Origin of the sequence: Neobacillus sp. D3-1R (genome assembly GCF_052180215.1) — a bacterium.
Lineage (GTDB): Bacteria > Bacillota > Bacilli > Bacillales > Cytobacillaceae > Pseudoneobacillus.
On record NZ_CP197471.1, the window covers coordinates 2,412,802 to 2,436,250 of the forward strand.

Genomic DNA, 23,449 nt, shown 5'->3' on the forward strand with positions numbered 1-23,449 from the left:
TCGATTATGGTAAGAGGACTTATATTAATTTGCTTCACTTTTTTAATTATGCACCTACACACTTCAGGTGAAATTAGTAAATATATCAATATGAAATATTCTTATCTTTCCATTAGTGCTGGTATTGCTTTAGCTATCTTATCAATTGTTCAAATCATCATTATTCTTAAGGAAGAACAAAATCATCATGACTGTGAACATGACCATTGTGGTCATCATCATTCAAAGGAAGACAAATGGTATAAAAAATTAATTGTTTACCCTATCTTTGCCTTCCCAATCATATCTGGACTGTTTTTTCCAGTAGCTACTCTTGACTCAAATATAGTAAAGGCAAAAGGTTTTCATTTTCCTATCTATAATGAGGGTAAAGGTGACCCTTACGCACAGCAGCAATTTTTACGTCCCGATACGAGTGTATACTTTGGTGAGGAAGCTTATCGTGAATTAATCAATAAAGATAAGAAGAATTTAATTTCAAAGAATTCCATTGTATTAACTGATACAAATTATTTGAAAGCAATGGAAACAATCTATAATTTCCCAGGCGAGTTTGATGGAAAGGAAATAGAATTTACTGGATTTGTTTTTCACGATGAAGAATCAGCGGATAAAGACCAACTTTTTGTTTTTCGGTTCGGTGTGATCCATTGTATTGCCGATTCAGGAGTTTTTGGAATGATGGTGGATATGCCTGAAGGAACAAAGTTAAATAATGATCAGTGGATTTCGGTTAAAGGTAAGTTATCAACCATCTACTATCAGCCATTTAAGACAAATATTCCATATGTGAAAGTGGAAAGTTGGTCAAAAACCAATGCTCCAAAGGAACAATATGTATATAGGGGATATCAATAAATAAAAGACCAACAAAAAAACAGCAATATGAGCGAAAGATCTCAATTTGCTGTTTTTTTACATTAACCCGATAATAATGCCAGCTACAAGATAAGAGACTAGATGATAACCAATGGTAATCATATAAAGTTTACTGGATCGACTTTCAAATAGGTGGAGAATTCATCTTCTCTTAAAGGAACCTCTTTTTAAAAGAGGTTCCTTTTTAGATTTCCCCATCATTTACAAATGTAAATCTCTTTTTTGAAAAAACACAAATGTAATAGTCGAAAGTGTAGCAATTAAAACAAGTGATAATATGACAAATGGAATGTCAAAACTTCCACCATACATTATATTTTTAGCTTCAAAGTATTTAAATGGAGTAAAGTAGTTCAAACTCTCTAAATTTCTATTTAAATCAATTATGATGGATAAAATAAACGTTATTAATAAAAGTCCTGTTGAAAGCGCTGTTGAAGATTTGGGATTTTCCATAACAGCAGCCAAGGCACTGCCAATCACCATAAACAAAAGTTGTAAAATAAACATCGCCAGCATTAATAAAGTGATGTCATATGTCACCTTTTCCCCACTGCTATACTTAGCAACAGCAAGAATTGAAGAAATCAGTGTAATTATATTAAATACAATGATTTGTAAAAGGGCTGCTGCTAGTTTAAAAGTGATTATGTTCTTTTTTGAGATTGGTTTTACAAATAAGAACTCGGCAGTATGATCCCTTTCTTCTTTTGATACAATATTGGCTCCTATCATAACTGCATGAATAGTTGCCATTAACAATAAATATAGAAAAATGGTCCCGTAATAGCCACTAGCCTTTGACAAATCAAAAGCTCCTGCACCCATTATTGCTTGAAGTGATTTAGGCATACTTTCCATCAATTCATTCATGGATTGACCTGAAGATGACATCCCAGCATATTTACTCATGCTGGATATAATCATGAAAATGACTCCGATACACCAAATAATAAGTGATTTTCTGCTGGCTTTTAATTCACGCCAGAAAATATTCATTCCTGTCCCTCCTTTCCTATTTTTAAGCGGTATGGATATCCTTTTTTATATAAACCAAATAGCTTGTAAAAATGGAAACGATCATAATCACAATCCCAGTAATTAAAAAAGAAAGTTCATAGCTTGAATGTTTGATAATATAGGCTGTATCAAAAAATTTAAAAGGAGATAAATAGCGTTCTACACCATCTCCACTTGTTGAACTTAGCATGGCTATTATAAAAAAGAAAAACACTGTTCCAAGCGAAACGGTAATAACAGATTTAATTTTTTTCATCAATATTGATAAAACGAGTCCTAGCGCAAAAAAAATGAACTGTGTAAAGAGTAAAGTTAACGAGATAAGAAAAAATGCCTGTTTACTGAAATCCTCTACTTTTACTTGGGAGGCTACTAAGCTGGACCCTATAATAAAAACAATATTTGTGACCAATAATGCTGTCAATGCCGCCATAACTTTAGAAGTTATAATACTTGAACGTGTAACTGGTTTTGTTAATAGAAAGTCAGCTGTTTTTTCTCTGACTTCCTTACTAACTATGGAGACTCCTAAATTCATAGCCTGGATGGCCCCACAAAGGGTAATATACAGAAAAGAATATGAATAGAAGCCAAGTAGAGAAAAAAAGCTATCAATATTAAGACCAATTGCTTTTCTTACACCTTCCGGATATCCTTCAAGCAACTTTTTATATTGTACTGCATCCTTAGAAATGGAGGGAAACATTGACATAAAAAGTACCACTAATGTTAGTAAAACGATTGACCAAATAATGGTTGACTTTCGATAAGCCTTCCATTCGTATAAAAAGATATTCATAGCTTTCTAAACCTCCTATTCATAGTAATGCATAAAGATTTCTTCTAAGTCTGGTTCCTCGATCCATAGATTGGTTAATTCCATTTCGGAAAGTTTTTTCAACATGAGGTTCAGATCTCCTCTAAATATGAAGCTTGTGATATTCCCATTAGTGACCAAATTTGTTACTCCACTAATAGTAAAAGAGAGTGGGTCTATTTTCTTTTTTGACTCAACCTTAAATTTTTTGTAGGTATTTTCTTTTAATGTACTAATCTTTTCAACTGTTATAATCTTACCCTCTTTAATGATGGCAACCCGATTACATAATCGTTGAACCTCACTTAGAATGTGTGAAGAAAATAAAATCGTTGCCCCTTTTCGGTTTTCTTCTTCAAGCAATTCAAAAAAACGTTGTTGCATAAGAGGATCTAATCCGCTAGTTGGCTCATCCAAAATGATGAGTTTAGGTTCATGCAATAACCCTAGCACAATACCCACTTTCTTTTTGTTACCTAAGGAAAGGTCATCAATTTTCTTATTGAGGTCTAAATCCATAATCTCAGCGAGCTCTTTTATTCTTTTATTACAATCTTTTTTGTAAAAGCTGGCAGAGTATTTTAATAAATCTTTTACTTTCATATTGTCATAGTAAAATACTTCAGACGGTAAATAACCTATTTCTTTTTTTATTTCAGGACCAAATTGAATACAGTCTTTTCCAAAAATCTTTGCACTGCCACTAGTTGGATAAATGAGTGAAAGTAAGGTTCGAATGGTGGTTGATTTACCAGCACCATTTGGACCAATAAATCCAAAAATTTCACCCTGTTCCACATTAAAACTAATATCAGTAATTCCTCTAGCGTTACCATACATTTTTGTCAAATGGTTAATTTCAATAACATTCATCTAAATTACCCTCCCTGCTATTTCTATTACTTATAAAAGCCTTTTTTTAGTGTTTCAATATAGACATCCATTTCAGTTAAAATCTCATCAATCTTTATTTGATTTAATGGTAAAATTCTCGTTTTCTCCTGTAACTGATTTCCTAATCCCTCCATCGTCCACATGATAATGGCAATAGCTCTTTGTACATCAATACCTTCTTTAAATAATGAAGCATCAACATTTTCAAAAAGCTTACGATAGCTACTAGCAATAGCATCTTTATTTCTTTTTTCAAGTTCCTTTTTTATCTCATACGCTTCTTCCTCATAGGCCATTCGGACAAAGTCAAACATGTCAGGAAATCTTGAAAATAATTCAAATTTCATCATAGTGATTTGCTTGAGCTTTAGCAGTAAATCTTTTTCTGTCCAATCGATTTTTGCGTAAAAATCATTCATGATAAGATCAATTAGATAATCATATAAAAACAAGAAAAGCTCTTGTTTGTTATTAAAATAGTGAAATAACAAGCCCTTAGAAATCCCTGCCTCTTTTACGATTTCATTGGTAGATGCTTTAACATACCCTTTTTGAGCAAATTCCTTAACGGCTGCATTTATGATACGTTCTTGCTTTTCTAAATCTAAATTAAAAAATTTTGAGAACATGCCTTTCCTCCGGTAATACTCAATTGACCAATCCGGTCAATTAAAGTTTACTCCCACTGACTACTCTGGTCAATGTATAAATTGGAAAAATTTATTAAATACATTAATATACAAAAAACCCCCTAAAGCACTAAAGCTTTAGAGGGGTTGTTTCATTTTTCATTTTTATTCTGCACGTTGCTTTCCTGCTTCCGTTACAGCAAATTTGCGTTTCATAGATTTAATATTTTCAGGTTTTCGGAAACGTAAAGCCGACCAATCCTCGTCAATAGCCACCATACGGACCGGTTCATAACCTTGATCAGCCAGCATACCCATGACAGTTTCACGACTGCAATCCGAATCTTTATATGCCTTTGATGATTTCTTTGGATAACATAGCCAAAGTAAGCCATCATCACTGATTAAGGTAGAAACGCCAAGTGCAAGTTCCTTTAACTCTACATTATTCGTTCCAAACACTTGTATAAAATCATAAGATTCATCTCTTATTTCCTTATGAACTTCACCAATAAAGACCTCTAAAACTTTATTATATGAATTAGGAGCATTTATGACTAATACCGATTGTCCGTTGTCCTTATAATTTAACTTTTTTAATATTGCTTGAGCCTCTGACATTATGAATACACTCCTTACCGTTTTTACATTAAACAACCAACAATTTAAGAATTAACAATTCTAATTAATTCCCTTTTAAATTTCTCAAAGTCTTCTTTATTCGGATAATGCGCCGAATTTTCTAAACTAATAAACTCCTTATTTCCAGTAGTTTGTATGATCTCAAAGTATTCTTTTGTTAAATCATAGTTAGCAACCTTATCATGTATACCCTGAATAAAATATATGGATGTTTTAAATTCGATGATTCTTCCGATAAAATTTGTACGAATAATCTTATTCTGTAAATCTTTACTATCAAATAAACTAAACTTTGGACCAGAGACCAGAACTTTATAAATATCAGAAAGTGTATAATCCGGAGAAATAAACGCCCCTTTAATTATACTGAAAATACTCGCCTTTTCTGTCTGATCATCTGAATAGTTATAGCCAGGGTATTTATTTAACAAATCACCAAATCTACCTTCTTGTTTCCCATGGTAAAAAGGAGGTTCTCCTATTTTCTCTAATATGCCTAATGTTTTTTGATCATGTTTATTTGTTGCTTCAGTTTTTAACCAATCATAAGCAAGCTTTTGCCCTTCCATGATATTTGAAATTTGACCTAATCCAATGTAGGCATGAAACTTTTCAGGATAACGGTATGCTAATTCAGTTCCTACTATAGTACCGAAAGAATTACCAACAATATAAATTTTATCTTTTTTCATTTTATCTCTTGTATAATCAACGACTTCATTCGCATCCGAGATAAACTGTTCGAGATTCATTGATTGAATATCGATGTTTTTGTTATAGCTTTTACCTGACCCCCTTTGATCAAAATAAACAGCTATCATATTTTCAGTCAGATCAGGGAATATAGAGCGTGAGCTTACCCCAAATGGAAAGGGGGAACCGGGACCACCGTGAATAAATAAACATACTGGCTTCTTCCGATCAGCACCTTCAAAAACAATATGTTGTTTAATGCCTCCAATTTCGACAATGTCTATCTCACTAATCCCACCAACTTCTTTTATTGCTGAGATAGTTCTTCTTACTTTTTTCTGTTTTATCTTTCTAATAATAAGGCTCGCTACAATTGCCATTGTCATAAATATGATAAGGATAAGTAATATTGTTAGCATTTTTTTCTTCCTATCAAATGAATTTTGTTTCAAGTAAAATATTCGAGACAAAAGACCTATTTCCTTTTTTTCGACAAATTCAAGAACAAAAAGCGCAAGCGCCTCGATCAGCCCCGACAAGCAAATGTTCTGTTTTGTAAGAAGTCTGCACTTTGACTTCTTACAAAACAGGTTATATGACCTCGAGGGGCTAGGCGCTGGAGCTGGATTACGAAAAACTTCGTCCTAAGTTATTCACATGTTTAAAATTAATAAATTCCTTAACCATAAAAAGACCTAAAATAGGTATTTTAGGTCTAAAAAAAGTAAAAAGTTTTCTTCTTAAACGCCCCTTTTATTTCCCCAAATAAGGGCATGAAGCTGCGGTAATACTTTTACATTATTTAATTCATTGTCAGCCATTACTCTATTAATTAACGTTTCATAATTATTTAATAAATTTTGAATCAGTTCAATATTATTTGGATTAGTCACATCATCGTTTCCAACTTGTAAATAGAATGGTATATTGGAATACCTTTTATGAACCGTTTTTGCAAAATCCAGATCCGCTTCATTAAAAATAACAACTTTTAAACTGACATTCCCCTTAAAATTTCCCGCTTCTAATTTTTGAAAAATGTGATCTAAAATTTCAAAGTTTGTAACCATATTTGAACTTGGTGGCTTCGGGGAAATGGTCAGCTCATTGATATCGAGCAGCCAATCTTGCCATTTACTTCCTTGGGTTTCAATCCCTATTTTTATCTGATTTTCTTTTAAAATACTAATCAGAGAATCTAAATTCTTAAGTAGAGCTGGATTCCCACCAGAAATAGTAACAAACGAAAAATTACTTTGACCAACCGCTTTTAGTTCAGTCCAAATTTCATTAGCATCCATTTGTTTAATATCATCTTTTCCGCTACCATCCCAAGTAAATGCAGAATCACACCAACTGCACGAATAATCGCATCCAGCTGTACGAACGAACATTGTTTTTTGTCCAATCACCATTCCTTCTCCCTGTATGGTCGGACCAAAAATCTCCATTACTGGAATTCTACTCATTCTTCCATCCACTCCCGTCTAGCCTCTGCGTAACTTGTAGGAGTTTCATATAATCGGACAAACTCCACTCTTGCTTGCTGATACTGATTTTTTCTATTTAATAAGGATTCTTTCATTTTTTCATAAATCCAAACGACCATATTTTCAGCCGTTGTGTTCATCGATGGTAAAGTTTCATTCAAGTATCGATGATCTAGAAAAATCTCAATCTCATTTTTCCAAATTTCTTTTATATCACCGAAATCAATCATTAACCCGATATCATCCACAAAACCACTTATCCCAAAAACGACTTTATACGTGTGACCATGGAGATTTTTGCATTTTCCTTCATAGGCATGTAAATGATGGGCCGCATCAAAGGTGAATTCCTTACTTACTAATACACGCTTGGAATGGTATTTCAACTGATTACGTTGGATGTCTTCGTCTATTTTTTGGAGTTTATCCACGATTCTAAATCCGTACATCGCTAACTTCCCCCTTTAGGAAATCATCAAGTCCTCTTTTCCTTAAAACACATGCAGGACACTGTCCACATCCATCAGAAATAACACCGTTATAACAAGTTAACGTTTTTTCACGTACAAATTCAAACGCTTCTAATTGATGGGCTAAAGCCCAAGTTTCTGCTTTATTTAACCACATTAATGGTGTATGAATAACGAATGTATCATCCATTGAGAGATTTAAGGTAACATTAAGAGATTTAACAAACACATCACGACAATCAGGGTAACCACTAAAATCCGTTTCACAGACACCTGTAACTAAATGTTTGGCTCCTACTTGGCGTGCTAAAATTCCTGTGAAGGTTAAAAATACGAGATTACGTCCAGGAACAAAGGTTGATGGCAGTTCACCTTCTCCACCATCCGTTACCTCGATATCAGGTCGAGTTAGGGCATTAGGTGCTAATTGATTTAATAATGACATATCTAAAATATGGTGTTTAACACCTAATTCATTAGCAATATTTTTTGCGCATTCAATTTCCAAGCTATGACGCTGATTATAATTAAATGTGACTGCTTCAACTTCTTTAAATTGTTTTAAAGCCCAAAACAAACATGTTGTGCTATCTTGACCACCGCTAAATACAACAATCGCTTTATCATTTTTCATTGTCTAAAACTCCTTTAAACGGAAAAAACAGCACCACTAAGACAGTAGTACTGTTTATCCTTAGTTTTTTATAGAGGGTAGCTAGAACCTCTGACTATAAAATTACATACGTGTCATTATAACATATTCTTTTAACCTATTTAAATAACAAAAATAAAAAATGATCTTTTTACATTGACCTTACCACCTTAGAAAAGGTAAAAAAAAACTGCCTCATCCAACGAGGCAGATTACTTTTTAGTCATATTTTTCATATTATTGTGTTTAAGATTACTATCCTTCGAAATAGATAGACCAGACCAACATTGTAGAGCAGCCGTGCTAACAATCTTTAAATCTTGGTAGGTATTCATTGATTGTCTTTTGTAAAGTTGATTGATTTTTGACGTTGTCATAACCATTGTATTATTCGCTATCAACTTACTGAATAACTTCAAAGTACATGCCGTTTTCTTCACCATTATTCTCCCTCATTTATGTACAATTCTCTTCTTTTTGTATTTGACGAGAATCTTCTCATACTTGTTACACATAAAGATTAAGTTTTTTCACACCTTTCCTAAAAAAATAGTCGCCATGTTTATTATGGCGACCAATCTTTAATGGGTAGTGGCTATGATTTCTTCTCCTTTATTACCAACTTCACTTGGTATTGCGTCAGGAATTTCCTCCTCGAGATCACGCACCCGAGGATTTAAATAAATAAGAATGGATGATATTGTCCATATCATACCTAATGCGATAAACAGCAAGCCTATCCCGCGGCCGTCACCAATACCAATCATTCTTCCAATCAATGGTGAAAAGCTGCTATCTTTCGTAATTGGATTAAAAACTCTCTCCACAAGTGGACCTGCGCTAATATATGCGATGGGTGAAAGAGACATGGCAATCATTCGGCGGAGAGCAAATACTCTCCCTTGAACATTTAGCGGAACTTTACTCTGCCAAATGGCTTGGCTGGCAGCATTTCCAACTGGCAGAACAATAAAAATAAAAAAGGTGGCTGCCGTAATTAAAACAACAGATTCTTTCAAACCGACTAGGATAAGAAATATTCCACCTGCCATTCCTGAGCCAAGCACGGATAATACACGTCTTTTAGCTCCACCCCAAATGCTCATTGTTGTGCCACCTATTAGCATCCCAATCCCTGTAATGGATAACGCAATCCCTAACATTTTTTCATTTGTAAAAGACAAAAGTAATGGCTGTAGCAGTACATTAAAAAATCCTAATAATAAATTCGCTATTGCAAAGTAGCTAAGAAAACCGCGTAAACCCGGGCGATCCATGATGTATTTCCATCCATATATTGCATCTTGGAAGAATGAAATCTTTTGTTGATCTTTTTCGTTTACTAATAGTTCAGGAAACTTAACAATTAGTAAAGTGGAAACAGCAACTAAGAAGGTTACGAAATCGATTAATAGAATCCCCTTAATTCCAATTGCAACAATTAAGAAACCAGCCATTACGGGTGCAAACACAACCGAAAGTGCTTCGGCCATTTGAATCATTCCATTTGCACGTCCTAATTGTTCTTTAGAAACAAGTAAAGGGATGGTTGCTTGATAGGCAGGAAACTGAAATGAGCTAAAAAATGATGAAATGGCTGCCGCAATATATAAATGCCAAACTTCAAATAAATTTAAATATATTAGTATAAAAATAGTAAAAGTACTTAATCCAGAGATTGTGTCACTGATGATCATCACCCATTTTCGTTTCCATTTATCAACGATGACACCAGCAAATGGTGAAGCTAGTATGGCAGGAACACTGGCAAACATAATGATCAATGAAAATTGTGTAATGGACCCCGTTTCTTTTAAAACCCAGACACCAAGGCCAAACTGAGTTAGACCTGTTCCAATAACTGAGACTAATTGCCCCACCCATATCATCAAAAATGTTCGAAATGAATATTTTCTCATCTTATTCCCCATTTCACTTATATTTAATAAAATCAATTATAAAATAGACTATATATTCTATTTTATAATATTTTTTTAATTTTGGAAATTTTTATTATTTTACATATCTATATATCTAATAATAGTTTACTAATAATAAAATGCCTCCGCACTAAAAGACGATTGTACCTCCATTTAAAGTTGGATATTTTTTATCGCTTCTTTCCGTCTCAAGACTGTTCCCTAACATAAAAAAACCTGCATTCAAAAGAACACAGGATTAATTCGTAATCTCTTTAACATGCTTAAGTTTTTCCGGATTTCTAACAATATATATTTCTTTCATTTGTTGATTATCAACTTGAAAACAAATGACTGTTTTGATATGGTTTTGGTCAATTGTTAGCAGCCCTGTTTGACCATTAATATTAACAAGCTTAAGGGTTGGGTCCGTATAAGTAGTAGTTTGATTATACTGTTGAAGAAGATTGGTTATAAAACGTAGGACAAGTTTGCTTGAAACTACTGGTTTAAGAGCCGCATAAACTTTTCCTCCACCATCAGAAAATAATACAACGTCTCGAGCTAATAGATCTTCTATTTGCTGGATGTTACCATTATTTAATGCGGATATAAAGGTATGAATAATCGTTTCATGACTTTCATTTGGTATTCCGGTGTTTTCTAAACTTAATGGTGGTAATTTATCTTTAACCCGACTAAAAATTTTTCTACAATTGTTCGCATTCTTACCAACAATCTCAGCAATAGCACTATAATTGTAATCCAACACTTCGCGAAGGATAAAAACAGCTCTTTCAATTGGATTTAATTTTTCTAATAAAACTAATAGCGCAAAAGAAATGCTTTCTTCCTTTATTAGCTCTGAATAAGGATGATTTTCTTGAATAATGAGCGGTTCCGGTAACCAAGGACCAATATAAACTTCCCGTTTTTTCCTAGCTGATTTAAGAAAGTCTAGACTGTGATTGGTTACCATTTTACAGAGGTATGCTCTTGGATTATCAAGATTTTCAACATCTTTCTCTCTTGCGTGTAAGTATACATCCTGTAAAATATCTTCAGCATCTGAAACAGTTCCAGTCATTCTATAGGCAATAGAAAAGAGTAGTGGTTGATTCCCTAAAAAGAGTTCTGTTAATCCCATTTTTATATACCTCCCTTCCTACCTATTTAAAAAATAAACTTGCTAGATCCCAAGTATACTCCCGAATTTCCGCTCCGATTTTACCGGTAATGGTAAAATTAATTCCCCATCTCTGAGTCCAAACAAACCCATCATTTGGACCCAGACCAATACAATATAGATTTGGCATGGACTTGTGCTTACTCGCTTGAATTCCTTTTAAATCATCCTTAATAATTTTTGCGAGTTTTTGAGCTTGCGCAATGGCTTCTTTACAAGTCATTCCTGCAGCGACACCTGTTTTAGGATCAACAATAAATGCACAATCCCCAATGGCATAAATATTTTTGTTATGACTAAAATGGTAGCTTGAATCTGTTTCAATTTTTCCATCTCTATTTAATGAAAGCCCCATTGTTTTAAGGCAGGGATTTGGTTTTAATCCCACTGTCCAAATGCAATAATCTGCTTCCATCATTCCACCGTCAGCTAGGTAAACTTTATCCTGTTGAAATTCTTTAACTTCGGCATAATGATGAATGGATACTCCTAATCCTTTTAATCTATTTTGTAAACGTTGGCTAACTTTAAATGGGAGGTCATTTAATAATCTTTGATTCTTATTAAATAGCATTATTTCAATATTTTCTGGAGATATTCCTTTATTATATGCCTCTTTTTTTAGCCAATGTAATAATTCGGCAGAGGTTTCTATTCCAGTAATTCCTCCACCAACGATGGCCACACGAAGTTTTTCTTTTCCTGAAATTAGTTGAAGTAAATCCTCTCTGGTTTTTTGTGCATTTTGAATACTACAAAGAGAGATACCGCCTCTATTAGGGTAAACTTCAGATACAATACTTCCTAAAGCAAGAACCAAATAGTCGTAATGAATGGTAATCGATTCATCTGATTTCAATTTAACTGTGATTTCTTGATCTAGTTGTTGAATAGTAGTTAACTCACCCTGGATAAATTCTATTTCAGATCCACAATAGGATTCCAATGGTACATGTAATGAACTTATATTGTCCTCTACGATTGCCTTGAACAACTTTACCTTTTTAAAATGAAAGCTATTTTTATCAATTAGTATTATTTTTATTTCATTATTAAGTCGACCAGAAAATTCATTTTTTAATTGTTTGATAAGATTAATTCCTGCATAACCGCCACCTAAAATAACAATCGTCTTTTGTGTATTCATAATATCAACTCACTCCTAAATTGATTATTTTAAATAAAACGATTTAGAAGTGGATTTTGTGACAAATCACAATACTCTATGCCATTTCTTTTTCTAAATGTAAGGATTCATTAAATACTTTTTGAGGCGTTCCAAAAAAGTAATTAAAGAGTAAAACTGCCGCACCTAAACACAAACTTGCAATCGTAAATGCTAAGCCATACCCATAATAATTTCCTAGTGAAGAAACCATCTGCATGCTTAATGGGCCTGCTATCCCAATTCCCACCATAGAAGCCATAAAGCCAACACTATGGGTAAGTCCCCGAATATGTTGAGACGTCTTCCCCATGACTATTTTGGATTGAATCGGGCTCATCGCAAATAGTAAAGCGCGGAAACATAAAAAGGAGATTGCACATATCCAAATGTTTACCGAAAAGGCTAGCGTAATAAGACAAGGAATCGCTATAGTTTGGAGAATAAATATCACTTTCATTTCACCATATTTTGTTGTAATGTATGGATTGATAAAAATCATGATGACTGTCATCAAAACAGCACCTGACATAAACAAACTTATGTGTGAAGAAGCTAAGTCAAAACGATTCACTAAAAATAAATTAATATAAGGAATACTTAAACCGTTTCCAATCCCCTCAATTAGTTTAACCCCAGTAAATTTGACTACAAAATGATGAGTGTTCCAAGAAAATGGAGAAAGTAAACGTTTCCTTACTGTTTGATTTTTTTCTTTATTTGGTTTAACCATCATTAATGGGATTCCACTCATAAAAAGAACGACTGATGCAGAAATAATAACCATCTGAAAACTATGAATTGCTGTAAGAGAGAATGTGGAAGCTAACTTATCAGCTATGATTCCTGAACCAAGAGTACCAAAAAACATGAATAAATTTCCTGATCCAAATGCTAAGCTAAAAAGCTTTACTCGTTCCTGTTCCGAAGAATGCTCCGTTAATAGTGGAACAAACATCGTATTGGTAAAAGACTGTCCCATGCCAATAACAATTCCCCACATGCAAAGTAAAAGAGGTGAAGAGGTTGTTAATCCACCAATATAGCCAATAATTAAAACAACGATTCCAACTTGTAAAACCCTTTTCGGACCGAATTTATCAGCCATTAATCCACCTATTACCGAAAAGATTGCATAGGAAAAATAACTTGTCCCCGAAATTCTCCCTATCATATTTAATGAAATAAATTCCATTAAATATAGGTTATATAAAACACTATACACACTTAAACCTAAACAAAATAGGACATTCCATAACAGAATCAATTTAAGAGATTGATTAAAATTATATTTTTGAAACGATCGTACTTTCATTCATACCTCTCCCTTCTATACTTAATCTTAAGAAGGAATAATCCCCACAACAAGTAGGCACTTTTTTGTATCCACTTTTCTGCAAAAATGGTACTCATTGGAATAAATACCATTTATAATAATATTAGCTGTAAAGGAAGGTGGCTGGTGTATGAAAAAGTATTATTGTCCCGTAGAGGTCACAGTGGATACAATAGGAGGAAAATGGAAGTCACGTATATTATGGCATTTAAGTCAGCGTAACTATCGATACGGAGAGTTAAAAAAGTTAATTCCTGAGATAACAAAAAAGATGCTTTCCCAAGCATTAAGAGAACTTGAAAATGACGGATTGATTATAAGAACTGAATTTAATGAAAAAGTTTTAAAAGTAGAATATTCCCTTACAGAATATGGTCAAGAATTAAAGCCTTTATTAACCTTTATGAGTACATGGGGAAAAAGTCATCTAGAAAAAATAAAAAAAGAAATAAGCGTGGAAAACAATATAAAGGAAAGTATATAAATCAGGAGCCTTCTTGGCTTCTTTTTAATAGAATCCATATTATATCAGTTAGCTAGCAGCATGATATAAATTTGATAGTTCGTTTCTATTTTAATAATTATCTAACAAAAAGGATGTTTAAATTGTTTATGGAATATATAGAGTTTATAAGCAAATGAATGAACGGTTTTGGGGAGGTTGTTTACAATGAAAGCTATATTAGTAACTGAATTTGGTGGACCACAGGTAATGAAATATTCCGATATTCCTTTGCCTACTATAAAACCTAATCAAGTCTTAATTCGTGTAATAAAGACTTCTGTTAATTTTGCGGATATCAAATCTAGGTATGGAAAAAAAGGGGGCGGAAACATACCGTATATTCCTGGTATTGATGCTACAGGAATAATCGAAAGTGTTGGAGAAGCTGTTCAATCCCTTCAAATAGGTCAGAGAGTTATTGCTTTCCCTCAAGGTGGATCATATTCAGAGTATGTAGTAGCAGATGAAGCACTTACTTTTGTTATTCCAGATTCACTTGATTTTGGCATGGCTGCTGCCTGTCCAATTGTCTCTTTTCTTTCCTATCAATTACTTATGGATATTGCTAGATTGGAAAAAGGTGAAACCGTTTTAATCCATTCAGCTGCCGGAGGGGTCGGCACAACCGCCATACAACTGGCAAAACTACTAGGTGCAAGTAAAATTATCGGTACTGTTGGCAATTCTAGTAAAAAAAATGTTGCCTTAGATGCTGGGGCTGACGAGGTCATTTGCTATACGGAGGGAAATTTTTCAGATAAAGTAAATGAAATTACCGATGGAAATGGTGTAAATATTGTATTAGACTCCCTTGCAGGAAAAATAACAGAAGAAAGCCTAAATTGTCTTGCTCCTTATGGGCGTTTAGTTCATTTTGGAAATTCAAGCGGTAGTGTAGGGAATATCCAAACAAAGGATCTTCATTCAAGCTGTCGTTCAGTAATGGGATTTAGTTTTGGAACTACACGTAAGTTGAGGCCCTATACCTTAAAAAACGTTGCTGAGCAGGTACTCCCTCTTATTGCCAATGGACAATTATCTATAAAAATCGGTGCCAATTTCCCTTTAAGCGAAGCTGCCCATGCACACGAGTGGATGGAAAGTAGAAAAAGTACAGGGAAAATACTGTTGGATGTTCAAGATTAGAAAGAATTGTATAAAAAAACGACAGTATCATCACTGTCGTTTTTAGACCATCTTTAAAATGCTGTTACACACAACGGCTTTGGCAAATGAACAAAGATTCGTTGTAAAACGGTTAAATATTTTAGATCATTTATCGTTAATTTACCAAAATCATATAGAGTCCGCGGAGTTACCGCCCCCAACATGAGAGAGGAAAATTCAGCTATCTTTAATTCAACTTCAACTTCGGATACGGTAGAATCAGATTTAAATATTGTACCATTTTTAAAATCTAAAATGACCTTTTTAGATTCCTGCGGCATAAAGTCATCTACAATATAAAAGCCAACTGTACAGGTTTCTGAATGAAAGGAATAATTACTTAAATGATCAATAAAAGTATCCATATCGATAATCCGGTACATTAAACCAGTACCAGAAGTGTTTGTTTCATGATAGACACTGGGTATGAGATGATTAGAATCATTCCTAGGATCTGAGATCAAATATTCGATTGCATCATCCTGAGTTGTAAGTGTCACTCTATTTATTTGATCATCTTGTGTATGTAAAAAATAAGTTAATTTAGATAACGCTTCTGGGTTCTCATAAATCATTTCGTGTACAACGAGATTATGGTAAATAAAATTACTCTCACTCATTTTCTTAAAAGAAAATAGCATATAACTTTCTAGCCTATCTCCATTCATATAACCAACCAATTTATGATCAGGGTTCCTAAACATTAACTCAATATCACGATCCGTTTTAAACATCATTCCATGAGTCTCTTTTGCATAACGGTTATAGCAGTCTTTGATGAAAGTTTTATGAGACTGATCTAGAAACATGAGTCCATCTTTATTATTTCCTTTTGGAAAACTTGATGGTTTAATATGGTATTTGTTCATTTTGGTTCCATGACCAAATCCCATTTTTTTATAAAAATCAGGTCGAAAAGGATATAAAGAAAGCAATGAAGTTCTTTTTTCTTTAAAATGATCGATAAAATACTCAATTAACTCTTTTGCTACATGCTCTTTTTTATGAAGTAAATCCACTGCTACTTGGCCTACCCCACCAACATCTACTATTTGAGAATATAAATTCATTTTAAAGTAATGTAACCTCATGCCACCTACTATTTTTCCTTCACGAAATAAACCATAAAACTCAATGGCATCTTCATTTCCTTGAAGCTGAGTCATATTGTTTATCATTCGTTCCTTAAATTCTGGTGTGTTTTGGACAACAGCAGGATAGGCATTTAGTGCAATCTCAACAAACTTAGGAATTTCAGTCACATCTAATTTTCTAATTATACTTTTCATCATTTAACCTCACCTTTCCGTGACTACATTTCTTTCATCATAAATACTTGATTCACGAACGGCTTAAAACCAAGATTTTTTAATACACTATATGTCTGATTACTTTGGTGAGTTGGTAAATTAGGGATTACTCTTCGAATATCCTGATGGAATGAAGAAAATACCTGGTGAATTAAATAATTAATGACTTTTTCTCCGTCCTGTATGGTAGGATTAGCCTCACACTGAAACAATACTGTACTAACATGTTTACCCTGCTCATCGAAATTTCGACGATAATAGGCATATGCAAGTACTTCACCAGAAAAATCTTTTAATAGTAAGCCTTCTCCATCCTTTGCACTCTGCCAACTTGTTTGCCATGGATGCATCCCTTTATAGAATGAAAGATGACCGATTTGTTGTGGCATCACCCTTTCTATTATAAAGTTCTTATTTTCAGGAGTACTGAGTTCAGGGACTATTCCCTTTAATTCTAAATATTCTAAGTCGTCCACTATTCGGTAACCCATTTTTTCATAGAGGGCAATGGCTCTTTTGTTATCGCTGATTGCTTCTAAAGTTGCAAAATGGACCCCTTCCTCTTTATAAATCGAAAGTGTGGCTTCCATTAATTCTCTGCCGACGCCTTTATTCCGTAAATGAGAGGCAACTCCAGTGCCTCCGTTCCAAGCTATTTTTTGTTTATTGAATAGGCGAACTCCATTTTTTATGATTCCAATTGGTTCACCTTCTTGAAAGGCTACAATCGATAAATCAAGTGATAAACCCTCTAAAACTAGACGATTTACAAATTTTTCAGCTGTGGTTGTTGCATCAAAATAATATCCCTCAAAACCTACATTCCATGCTTGAACCCCTTCTTCTATCGTACATTCTGTTAATCGTTTAATCGTGATCAATTTTCTTCCCCCTTTACTCTTATTCATTACCCAAGAAGTATACCGACTGTTCAGTTTATTTAATTATATGTACTATTCAAAAAATTATCAATATTAAGTTTAAAATAAAAGTGTTGTTCATGATGAACAACACTTTTATTTTTACTTCCACCAATCATCGAACACTGTAATAGGTCCTTGTCTTTTGTGCTCTGATTTTAAATACCAGTTTTCAATTTTTTCTTTGCTAGTTTTATTTACTTCCCTACCTTCTAGATAGTCATCAATTTCATCATACGTCACACCTAGGGCAACTTCATCTGGTAAGGATGGACGATCGTCTTCTAGGTCTGCGGTTGGAACCTTTAAATATAGATGTTCTGGGCATCCTAATTCTTTTAAAAGCAATTTACCTTGTCGTTTATTCAGTCTAAAAATTGGTACCATATCGGCTGCGCCATCTCCAAATTTTGTATAAAAACCTGTGATGGCTTCTGCTGAATGATCAGTCCCTAACACAATGCCCTTATAAGTACCAGCAATGCTATATTGAGTTTCCATTCGATGTCTAGCCTTTACATTTCCTTTTAAAAAATCAGTTAGCTTTTTTCCCGTACCCTTTTCAACTGCTGCTACACTAGCATCTACAGCATCTTTAATATTCACTACAACAACTTCACTCGGCTGAATAAATTGAATCGCATCCTGGCAGTCATCCTCATCTGCTTGAATACCATACGGTAAACGAACAGCAATAAATTTATATTTATTTGTTCCAAGTTCCTCATTTAATTCATTTACCGCCACTTGAGCCAATTTTCCTGTTAAAGTCGAATCCTGCCCTCCAGATATTCCTAATATCATTGATTCTAAAAAGGAATATTTCTTTAGATAATTTTTCATCATATTTACACTTTTTCGAATTTCTTCTTTCGCATCTATTTCCGGCTTCGTTTTTAGCGCTTTAATTACTTCTGTTTGTAAACTACTCATATAGATGAACATTCCTTCCTATTGCCATTTCTACCTACTAGTTTTATTGATAATTCAATTGCTAAGCCTTCATTTTATCGACTTGTTCCTTCACCTTTTGAATGATAGCCATTTTGTTATCCCAACATTTTTGACTTAAGTCTACTGGATATTCTTCTGGATTCATGGTTCGTTTATATTCGTCCCATAGCACTTCCATATTTTTTAGGGCAAATTGTTGAATTTCAAAGATATTAGGTAATTCATACACTAATTGACCGTCTACAAAAATATCATGATGTAGTTCACGTGCTTCAAAATTAGAAACAAATTTACTAATATAAGTGTGAATGGGATGGAACATTTTTAGATGATCTTCTAGGTTAGGATTTTCGTTTTGAAGGGCAATATAATCCCCTTCAGACTTTTGATTAGTAGAGTTAATAATTCGATATAACTTTTTTAAACCAGGAGTCGTTACCTTTTCAGGATTTCCTGAGATTTTAATGGTATCTTCCATTTCTCCTTGATCGTTTTCGATGGAAACGATTTTATAAACAGCCCCTAATGCAGGTTGTTCAAAAGCGGTAATCAATTTTGTTCCTACACCCCAGACATCAATTTTGGCACCTTGTGCTTTTAAATGTAGTATCGTGTACTCGTCTAGATCATTAGATGCTACTATTTTTGCATCTTGGAAACCAGCTTCATCTAACATTTTTCGAGCTTCTTTTGATAGATATGCCATGTCGCCACTATCTAGTCGAATTCCCTCAAACTTGATCTCTCCTGCGAATTCTTTTGCAACTTTGATTGCAGCTGGAACACCAGAGCGAAGGGTATCATACGTATCAACAAGCGGGATAAAGACTTTATTCTTTCGACGAAGACAACTTTCTGCATATTTTTTCATCGCCAAATAATCATCTTTATATGCCTGAATCATCGAATGGGCATGAGTACCAGATACTGGTATCCCAAATATCTTGCCTGCTCTTACATTACTTGTGGAATCAAAGCCCGCAATGAAGGCAGCTCTAGTACCCCAAATCGCAGCATCCATTTCATGTGCTCTTCTTGTTCCAAATTCCATAGCTTTTTCATTTCCGATTATTTGCTTGATTCTTGATGCTTTAGTTGCAACTAAAGTTTGATAATTAACGATATTTAAAAGAGCTGTTTCGACAAGCTGTGCCTCCGCAAGAGTAGATTCAACTTGGAGAATCGTTTCATTCCCAAATACTAGTTCCCCTTCTTTCATCGAACGGATTTTACCAGTAAATTTGATTTCCTTTAAAAAGTTCAAAAACTCTTCTTCATAACCAAATTCATCACGTAAATAATTGATATCACTTTCTGTAAATCTAAAATTTTTTATATAATGAATAATTCGTTCAAGACCAGCAAATATGCCATAACCATTACCGAACGGCAGCTTTCTAAAAAACAATTCAAAAACTGCTTTTCGCTTATGAACTCCGTCATGCCAATACGTTTCTACCATATTTATTTGGTATGCATCCGTATGTAAAACTAAACCGTCATCCGGAAATTCTTTTCGCATTAAATAGACCTCCATCCACTTTTTTGTATTTCTATAAGATTGTTGCATTCATACTTCCTTTAAAGTGTCCAAGAGCCCAGTCATGTCCTGCCTGGTTAAAACTTGCAACCGCTTTTTCATGAATGACAATTTGAAAACCTTTATTATAAGCATCCACTGCAGTGTGTAACACACAAATATCTGTACAAACGCCTATTAAATGTAGCTCTATTATTCCTCTTTCACGCAATTTGATTTCTAGATCTGTTCCAGCAAATGCACTATATCTTGTTTTATCTATATAATACACATTTTCTTTATCTCTATTATCTTGATACACCTGTTCAAGTCGACCAAATAATTCTCTTCCGCTAGTACCTTTAATGTTATGTGGTGGATAAAGCTTCGTTTCTGGATGAAATTCATCCCCTTCATGGTGCATATCAATAGCAAAGATTGTGTAATCCCCATTTTGAATAAACTCTTCTGTTAAGCGAACCATTTCATTTTCAATCTCTTGCCCTGGCTTTCCACAAGTTAAAGCTCCTGCATCTGCAACAAAGTCATAGGTGTAATCGATATTTATTAAAGCTTTTTTACCCATTTTTCATACTCTCCCTTTTTAAAAATTAGAATTTACCTTGATAAACAGATACGAATGGTTGAAAATCAGTAAACCGATAAAGTTGAGCGGGTGTTTTAGAATACCTGCTCGTTTTCTTAGGCTTCCCTTCTTCCACGACTTTCTCTAAGAAAGGTAATGTAGGAGCTTTTCTAAAAAAAGCTGCATCTAATTTAATGGATGGATCATCCAATACAGTTAACAAGACTCCTTGCAATTCGGAGAGGACAAATTCATCTGGTAAGAAATTTTTAGCTAAAGTGGTTAAAGCCATATCCTTTTTGATAAACCAAAGTGCATCATCTATAATTTGGCGATGATCAAACGCAAGTTCTAATTGAAAAACCTCATTTAAATTAAAAAGTTCAACTTTAGCAGCATCATCGGCAGCTTTTCTTTTAGATAAGTAATCTTCGGTAACAATGGCATATAGAGCATTCGATATAATCCATCCTCTTGGGTCGCGACCAGGTGTATCGTATACACCGAAATGTTTCATATGCACATCTGATACACCTGTTTCTTCTTCTAATTCTCTCTTAGCCGCTTCAATAGCTGATTCATTTTCTTGAATAAATCCTCCCGGCAATGCCCATTTCCCACCTTCAATATTCGGTAGTCCCTCTGCATTGGTTAAAGCTCGTTGTATAAGCATAAGTTTTAATGTCTTTACTGGTGGTTTATATAACTCCAGCTGCTCTGAAATAATTGTAAAAATGGCGATATCACTGGTATAACCATCAGGTGTACGATATTTTTTTGTATTGTTATCCATCGTCCTCTCCCTTCTAGAGAAGTTATCTATTTGTTAATATAGGTTTATTTTGAAATTTTATCCTTTTATTAATTAACAATTTGTTATTTGTTAATTTTAATATATGCCTTTTCATCTATTTTTGCAACAAAAAAACAGACAAAGATTTTCATCCTTGCCTCCTTTTAAAGTGATTCATTACATAAAAACTCCTTCATTTTCAGTGGATCATTCTTTTATTTCAACCGAAAGGATTCTTTGTGAAATTGAACGATGTATGGAAAAAGTTGTTCGCCTTTCGTTGGTATTTGCGCGTCAGGCAATAGTTTCAAATACATAGCTTGATATGGTTCAGGAACCCAAATATATTGATGAATATAATCGGTTAGCTGGAAATTATTTCTCTCCCAAAAGTGGATTCGATTAAGGTTTTCAATTGTTTTTTCCGCTTCCACTTCAATAACCAAACTGTCTAATTGCTTTTTCTGTAAACACCAAGTTTTTATGTATTCTAGAAGTTTAAACCCGATACCTTGTTTCCTCAAATCTTCTCTTACTGCAATATAATCAATAAGTAGAGTTTTTGTCCCCTCGATTTTTCCTGTTAGAGCCATCGCAATTATGTCACTTTTGACTGTAGCTACATGTAAGAAACACATTTGCTTAGCGAACATATTGCGGATTATTTTTTCCGGCTTCGCCCCACTTTGTCCAAAAGCTTGATTGTAAATAAATCCTACTTGTTTCCATATTTCTTCATCCCACTGATCAATAGTTAAAAAATTCATTTGTAGTCCTCCGTATTCATGATAAAAGAACTCATTAAGGGTAGTTTTTGAAATAAGATCTTCAATTAGTACTTTTATAAAGGTTCTGTTAAAGAGTGGTGTTGATTATTAACTATGTTGATTGGAGCGGAAGGCGCGAGACTCCTGCGGGAACAGCGGGACAGGTGAGACCTAGTAAAATGATCCACAAGAGGGATCATTTGTACCCCACAGGAGCGATAGCGACGAGGAGGCTCACCGCACGCCCCAAGGAAGAATTTGGTTTTTGAAAAAACCGGCAGTAGGGCTTTTTCATAATTCTTCCCCGGAAAGCGAGTGCCTGCAGCGGAAATCAACATTCTTGTTTAACAGAGCTTTAATAAAAAGTGTATCCGTATGAATTCATGAGTGTACTTCCTGCTACAACATGATTACTTAACATGAATTCAGATTAGTTTAGCAAGATATAAAACATTGAAAATTAAGAATAAAGTATCTATTTTTTGTAAGAAATTTCTATATAATAGATTTATATGGAAGTACTTTAAATAATGTATCCACGGTGCTTCATATTTATCAAAAAATGATGGAGGCGAAACATTCAATGTCTAATGATAACGAGGTTTTATTAGATAAAGGAAAACAACATGATACAAAACTGAAAGTAGAAAGAAAAGAAGGAGAACCGACTGCAGCTTTCAAAGGGGCTTCTTGGGCAGCCCTGTTAGTTGGTATTACGTCTTATCTTATAGGATTGTATAATGCAACGATGCAACTGAATGAAAAAGGATATTACTTTGCCGTATTAGTATTCGGACTCTATTCGGCTGTATCATTGCAAAAAGCAGTTAGAGATAAGGAAGAGGGAATACCAGTTACTAATATTTATTATGGTATTAGTTGGTTTGCACTTATTGTTTCTATTTCATTAATGGCTATCGGTTTATACAATGCAGGCAGTATTGTTTTAAGCGAAAAGGGATTTTATGGAATGTCATTTGTTCTTAGTTTATTTGCAGCTATAACGGTCCAGAAGAATATTAGAGATACACAGAGGGCAAGAGAAAGAGATTAAGCGTGAGTTTATCATTTTATTTTCAATGGAAATATTAGGCTAGCAAGCTCTTTAAGGCATAAAAACGACAATTTTTACGGGA

At 34.0% G+C, this 23,449-nt stretch carries 24 protein-coding genes and 1 riboswitch; of the genes, 4 read left to right on the forward strand and 20 right to left on the reverse strand.

What is annotated here, in order from left to right:
* Positions 1–6 precede the first annotated feature (6 nt).
* Positions 7–858 (forward strand): TIGR03943 family putative permease subunit, encoded by an 852-nt coding sequence (locus tag ACSBPO_RS12410; protein WP_442593677.1) that lies wholly within the window; start codon positions 7–9, stop codon positions 856–858.
* A gap of 222 nt (positions 859–1,080) precedes the next feature.
* Here the strand turns inward: ACSBPO_RS12410 and ACSBPO_RS12415 are convergent, their stop codons facing one another.
* The 13 genes from ACSBPO_RS12415 to ACSBPO_RS12475 form a co-directional block, all read right to left on the reverse strand.
* A complete protein-coding gene (locus tag ACSBPO_RS12415; protein WP_442593679.1) occupies positions 1,081–1,878 on the reverse strand; it encodes an ABC transporter permease subunit in 798 nt (265 codons plus the stop codon).
* A gap of 22 nt (positions 1,879–1,900) precedes the next feature.
* The gene (locus ACSBPO_RS12420; protein WP_442593681.1) at positions 1,901–2,698 is read right to left on the reverse strand and encodes an ABC transporter permease subunit; all 798 of its coding nucleotides are present in this window, start codon (positions 2,696–2,698) and stop codon (positions 1,901–1,903) included.
* A 15-nt stretch (positions 2,699–2,713) separates the two neighbouring features.
* On the reverse strand, positions 2,714–3,589 hold the full coding sequence (locus ACSBPO_RS12425) for an ABC transporter ATP-binding protein (RefSeq protein ID WP_442593683.1): 876 nt from the start codon (positions 3,587–3,589) through the stop codon (positions 2,714–2,716).
* 26 nt (positions 3,590–3,615) lie between these two features.
* Complete coding sequence (locus ACSBPO_RS12430) at positions 3,616–4,239, reverse strand: TetR/AcrR family transcriptional regulator (RefSeq protein ID WP_442593685.1); 624 nt, start codon at positions 4,237–4,239, stop codon at positions 3,616–3,618.
* Positions 4,240–4,404: 165 nt separating this feature from the next.
* Positions 4,405–4,860 (reverse strand): DUF3052 domain-containing protein, encoded by a 456-nt coding sequence (locus ACSBPO_RS12435; protein WP_442593687.1) that lies wholly within the window; start codon positions 4,858–4,860, stop codon positions 4,405–4,407.
* A gap of 44 nt (positions 4,861–4,904) precedes the next feature.
* Positions 4,905–5,993 (reverse strand): alpha/beta fold hydrolase, encoded by a 1,089-nt coding sequence (locus tag ACSBPO_RS12440; RefSeq protein ID WP_442593689.1) that lies wholly within the window; start codon positions 5,991–5,993, stop codon positions 4,905–4,907.
* A gap of 321 nt (positions 5,994–6,314) precedes the next feature.
* Complete coding sequence (gene queE, locus ACSBPO_RS12445) at positions 6,315–7,043, reverse strand: 7-carboxy-7-deazaguanine synthase QueE (RefSeq protein WP_442593691.1); 729 nt, start codon at positions 7,041–7,043, stop codon at positions 6,315–6,317.
* Positions 7,040–7,513 carry a 6-carboxytetrahydropterin synthase QueD gene (queD, locus tag ACSBPO_RS12450; RefSeq protein ID WP_442593693.1) on the reverse strand — a complete coding sequence of 158 codons (474 nt, stop codon included), beginning with the start codon at positions 7,511–7,513 and terminating at the stop codon, positions 7,040–7,042. Before queD ends, queE begins: the two co-directional genes overlap by 4 nt.
* Positions 7,500–8,168: a 7-cyano-7-deazaguanine synthase QueC gene (gene queC / locus ACSBPO_RS12455; RefSeq protein ID WP_442593695.1), complete on the reverse strand. Its 669-nt coding sequence runs from the start codon at positions 8,166–8,168 to the stop codon at positions 7,500–7,502. The genes queD and queC overlap by 14 nt, the downstream gene beginning before the upstream one ends.
* Before the next feature lie 54 nt (positions 8,169–8,222).
* A riboswitch (PreQ1 riboswitch) is annotated at positions 8,223–8,265 on the reverse strand.
* A gap of 502 nt (positions 8,266–8,767) precedes the next feature.
* Positions 8,768–10,105, reverse strand: a complete 1,338-nt coding sequence (locus tag ACSBPO_RS12460; protein ID WP_442593697.1) for an MFS transporter — start codon at positions 10,103–10,105, stop codon at positions 8,768–8,770.
* 259 nt (positions 10,106–10,364) lie between these two features.
* A complete protein-coding gene (locus ACSBPO_RS12465; protein WP_442593699.1) occupies positions 10,365–11,252 on the reverse strand; it encodes an RNA polymerase sigma-70 factor in 888 nt (295 codons plus the stop codon).
* A gap of 22 nt (positions 11,253–11,274) precedes the next feature.
* Positions 11,275–12,438 (reverse strand): NAD(P)/FAD-dependent oxidoreductase, encoded by a 1,164-nt coding sequence (locus tag ACSBPO_RS12470; protein ID WP_442593701.1) that lies wholly within the window; start codon positions 12,436–12,438, stop codon positions 11,275–11,277.
* Positions 12,439–12,514: 76 nt separating this feature from the next.
* Entirely contained in the window at positions 12,515–13,771 is a 1,257-nt protein-coding gene (locus ACSBPO_RS12475) for an MFS transporter (protein ID WP_442593703.1), read from the reverse strand.
* A gap of 151 nt (positions 13,772–13,922) precedes the next feature.
* Here ACSBPO_RS12475 and ACSBPO_RS12480 point away from each other — a divergent pair, with 151 nt between their 5' ends.
* On the forward strand, positions 13,923–14,276 hold the full coding sequence (locus ACSBPO_RS12480) for a winged helix-turn-helix transcriptional regulator (RefSeq protein WP_442593705.1): 354 nt from the start codon (positions 13,923–13,925) through the stop codon (positions 14,274–14,276).
* A gap of 186 nt (positions 14,277–14,462) precedes the next feature.
* Entirely contained in the window at positions 14,463–15,443 is a 981-nt protein-coding gene (locus tag ACSBPO_RS12485) for a quinone oxidoreductase family protein (protein ID WP_442593707.1), read from the forward strand.
* A gap of 53 nt (positions 15,444–15,496) precedes the next feature.
* Here the strand turns inward: ACSBPO_RS12485 and ACSBPO_RS12490 are convergent, their stop codons facing one another.
* The 7 genes from ACSBPO_RS12490 to ACSBPO_RS12520 form a co-directional block, all read right to left on the reverse strand.
* The gene (locus ACSBPO_RS12490; RefSeq protein ID WP_442593709.1) at positions 15,497–16,756 is read right to left on the reverse strand and encodes a GNAT family N-acetyltransferase; all 1,260 of its coding nucleotides are present in this window, start codon (positions 16,754–16,756) and stop codon (positions 15,497–15,499) included.
* Positions 16,757–16,776: 20 nt separating this feature from the next.
* A complete protein-coding gene (locus tag ACSBPO_RS12495; protein WP_442593711.1) occupies positions 16,777–17,655 on the reverse strand; it encodes a GNAT family N-acetyltransferase in 879 nt (292 codons plus the stop codon).
* A gap of 141 nt (positions 17,656–17,796) precedes the next feature.
* The gene (nadE, locus tag ACSBPO_RS12500; protein WP_442593713.1) at positions 17,797–18,627 is read right to left on the reverse strand and encodes an ammonia-dependent NAD(+) synthetase; all 831 of its coding nucleotides are present in this window, start codon (positions 18,625–18,627) and stop codon (positions 17,797–17,799) included.
* Between the two features lie 61 nt (positions 18,628–18,688).
* Positions 18,689–20,170: a nicotinate phosphoribosyltransferase gene (locus ACSBPO_RS12505; RefSeq protein ID WP_442593715.1), complete on the reverse strand. Its 1,482-nt coding sequence runs from the start codon at positions 20,168–20,170 to the stop codon at positions 18,689–18,691.
* Between the two features lie 31 nt (positions 20,171–20,201).
* A complete protein-coding gene (locus tag ACSBPO_RS12510; protein WP_442593717.1) occupies positions 20,202–20,753 on the reverse strand; it encodes a cysteine hydrolase family protein in 552 nt (183 codons plus the stop codon).
* Positions 20,754–20,778: 25 nt separating this feature from the next.
* Positions 20,779–21,546 carry an NUDIX domain-containing protein gene (locus tag ACSBPO_RS12515; RefSeq protein WP_442593719.1) on the reverse strand — a complete coding sequence of 256 codons (768 nt, stop codon included), beginning with the start codon at positions 21,544–21,546 and terminating at the stop codon, positions 20,779–20,781.
* Between the two features lie 215 nt (positions 21,547–21,761).
* Positions 21,762–22,313, reverse strand: coding sequence for a GNAT family N-acetyltransferase (locus ACSBPO_RS12520; RefSeq protein WP_442593721.1), 552 nt, complete (start codon positions 22,311–22,313; stop codon positions 21,762–21,764).
* A gap of 583 nt (positions 22,314–22,896) precedes the next feature.
* Here ACSBPO_RS12520 and yiaA point away from each other — a divergent pair.
* Positions 22,897–23,367 carry an inner membrane protein YiaA gene (yiaA, locus tag ACSBPO_RS12525; protein WP_442593723.1) on the forward strand — a complete coding sequence of 157 codons (471 nt, stop codon included), beginning with the start codon at positions 22,897–22,899 and terminating at the stop codon, positions 23,365–23,367.
* Positions 23,368–23,449 lie beyond the last annotated feature (82 nt).

What these genes read in the sequence shown, in the direction of transcription:
- ACSBPO_RS12505 (WP_442593715.1), bottom strand. Translation starts at nt 20,170, where the DNA reads ATGCGAAAAGAATTTCCGGATGACGGTTTAGTTTTACATACGGATGCA.
- ACSBPO_RS12515 (WP_442593719.1), bottom strand. Translation starts at nt 21,546, where the DNA reads ATGGATAACAATACAAAAAAATATCGTACACCTGATGGTTATACCAGT.
- ACSBPO_RS12425 (WP_442593683.1), bottom strand. Translation starts at nt 3,589, where the DNA reads ATGAATGTTATTGAAATTAACCATTTGACAAAAATGTATGGTAACGCT.
- ACSBPO_RS12410 (WP_442593677.1), top strand. Translation starts at nt 7, where the DNA reads ATGGTAAGAGGACTTATATTAATTTGCTTCACTTTTTTAATTATGCAC.
- ACSBPO_RS12520 (WP_442593721.1), bottom strand. Translation starts at nt 22,313, where the DNA reads ATGAATTTTTTAACTATTGATCAGTGGGATGAAGAAATATGGAAACAA.
- ACSBPO_RS12465 (WP_442593699.1), bottom strand. Translation starts at nt 11,252, where the DNA reads ATGGGATTAACAGAACTCTTTTTAGGGAATCAACCACTACTCTTTTCT.
- queE (WP_442593691.1), bottom strand. Translation starts at nt 7,043, where the DNA reads ATGAGTAGAATTCCAGTAATGGAGATTTTTGGTCCGACCATACAGGGA.
- ACSBPO_RS12430 (WP_442593685.1), bottom strand. Translation starts at nt 4,239, where the DNA reads ATGTTCTCAAAATTTTTTAATTTAGATTTAGAAAAGCAAGAACGTATC.
- ACSBPO_RS12485 (WP_442593707.1), top strand. Translation starts at nt 14,463, where the DNA reads ATGAAAGCTATATTAGTAACTGAATTTGGTGGACCACAGGTAATGAAA.
- ACSBPO_RS12420 (WP_442593681.1), bottom strand. Translation starts at nt 2,698, where the DNA reads ATGAATATCTTTTTATACGAATGGAAGGCTTATCGAAAGTCAACCATT.
- ACSBPO_RS12510 (WP_442593717.1), bottom strand. Translation starts at nt 20,753, where the DNA reads ATGGGTAAAAAAGCTTTAATAAATATCGATTACACCTATGACTTTGTT.
- ACSBPO_RS12440 (WP_442593689.1), bottom strand. Translation starts at nt 5,993, where the DNA reads ATGCTAACAATATTACTTATCCTTATCATATTTATGACAATGGCAATT.
- ACSBPO_RS12460 (WP_442593697.1), bottom strand. Translation starts at nt 10,105, where the DNA reads ATGAGAAAATATTCATTTCGAACATTTTTGATGATATGGGTGGGGCAA.
- ACSBPO_RS12490 (WP_442593709.1), bottom strand. Translation starts at nt 16,756, where the DNA reads ATGATGAAAAGTATAATTAGAAAATTAGATGTGACTGAAATTCCTAAG.
- ACSBPO_RS12470 (WP_442593701.1), bottom strand. Translation starts at nt 12,438, where the DNA reads ATGAATACACAAAAGACGATTGTTATTTTAGGTGGCGGTTATGCAGGA.
- ACSBPO_RS12415 (WP_442593679.1), bottom strand. Translation starts at nt 1,878, where the DNA reads ATGAATATTTTCTGGCGTGAATTAAAAGCCAGCAGAAAATCACTTATT.
- ACSBPO_RS12480 (WP_442593705.1), top strand. Translation starts at nt 13,923, where the DNA reads ATGAAAAAGTATTATTGTCCCGTAGAGGTCACAGTGGATACAATAGGA.
- ACSBPO_RS12435 (WP_442593687.1), bottom strand. Translation starts at nt 4,860, where the DNA reads ATGTCAGAGGCTCAAGCAATATTAAAAAAGTTAAATTATAAGGACAAC.
- nadE (WP_442593713.1), bottom strand. Translation starts at nt 18,627, where the DNA reads ATGAGTAGTTTACAAACAGAAGTAATTAAAGCGCTAAAAACGAAGCCG.
- queC (WP_442593695.1), bottom strand. Translation starts at nt 8,168, where the DNA reads ATGAAAAATGATAAAGCGATTGTTGTATTTAGCGGTGGTCAAGATAGC.
- queD (WP_442593693.1), bottom strand. Translation starts at nt 7,513, where the DNA reads ATGTACGGATTTAGAATCGTGGATAAACTCCAAAAAATAGACGAAGAC.
- ACSBPO_RS12475 (WP_442593703.1), bottom strand. Translation starts at nt 13,771, where the DNA reads ATGAAAGTACGATCGTTTCAAAAATATAATTTTAATCAATCTCTTAAA.
- yiaA (WP_442593723.1), top strand. Translation starts at nt 22,897, where the DNA reads ATGTCTAATGATAACGAGGTTTTATTAGATAAAGGAAAACAACATGAT.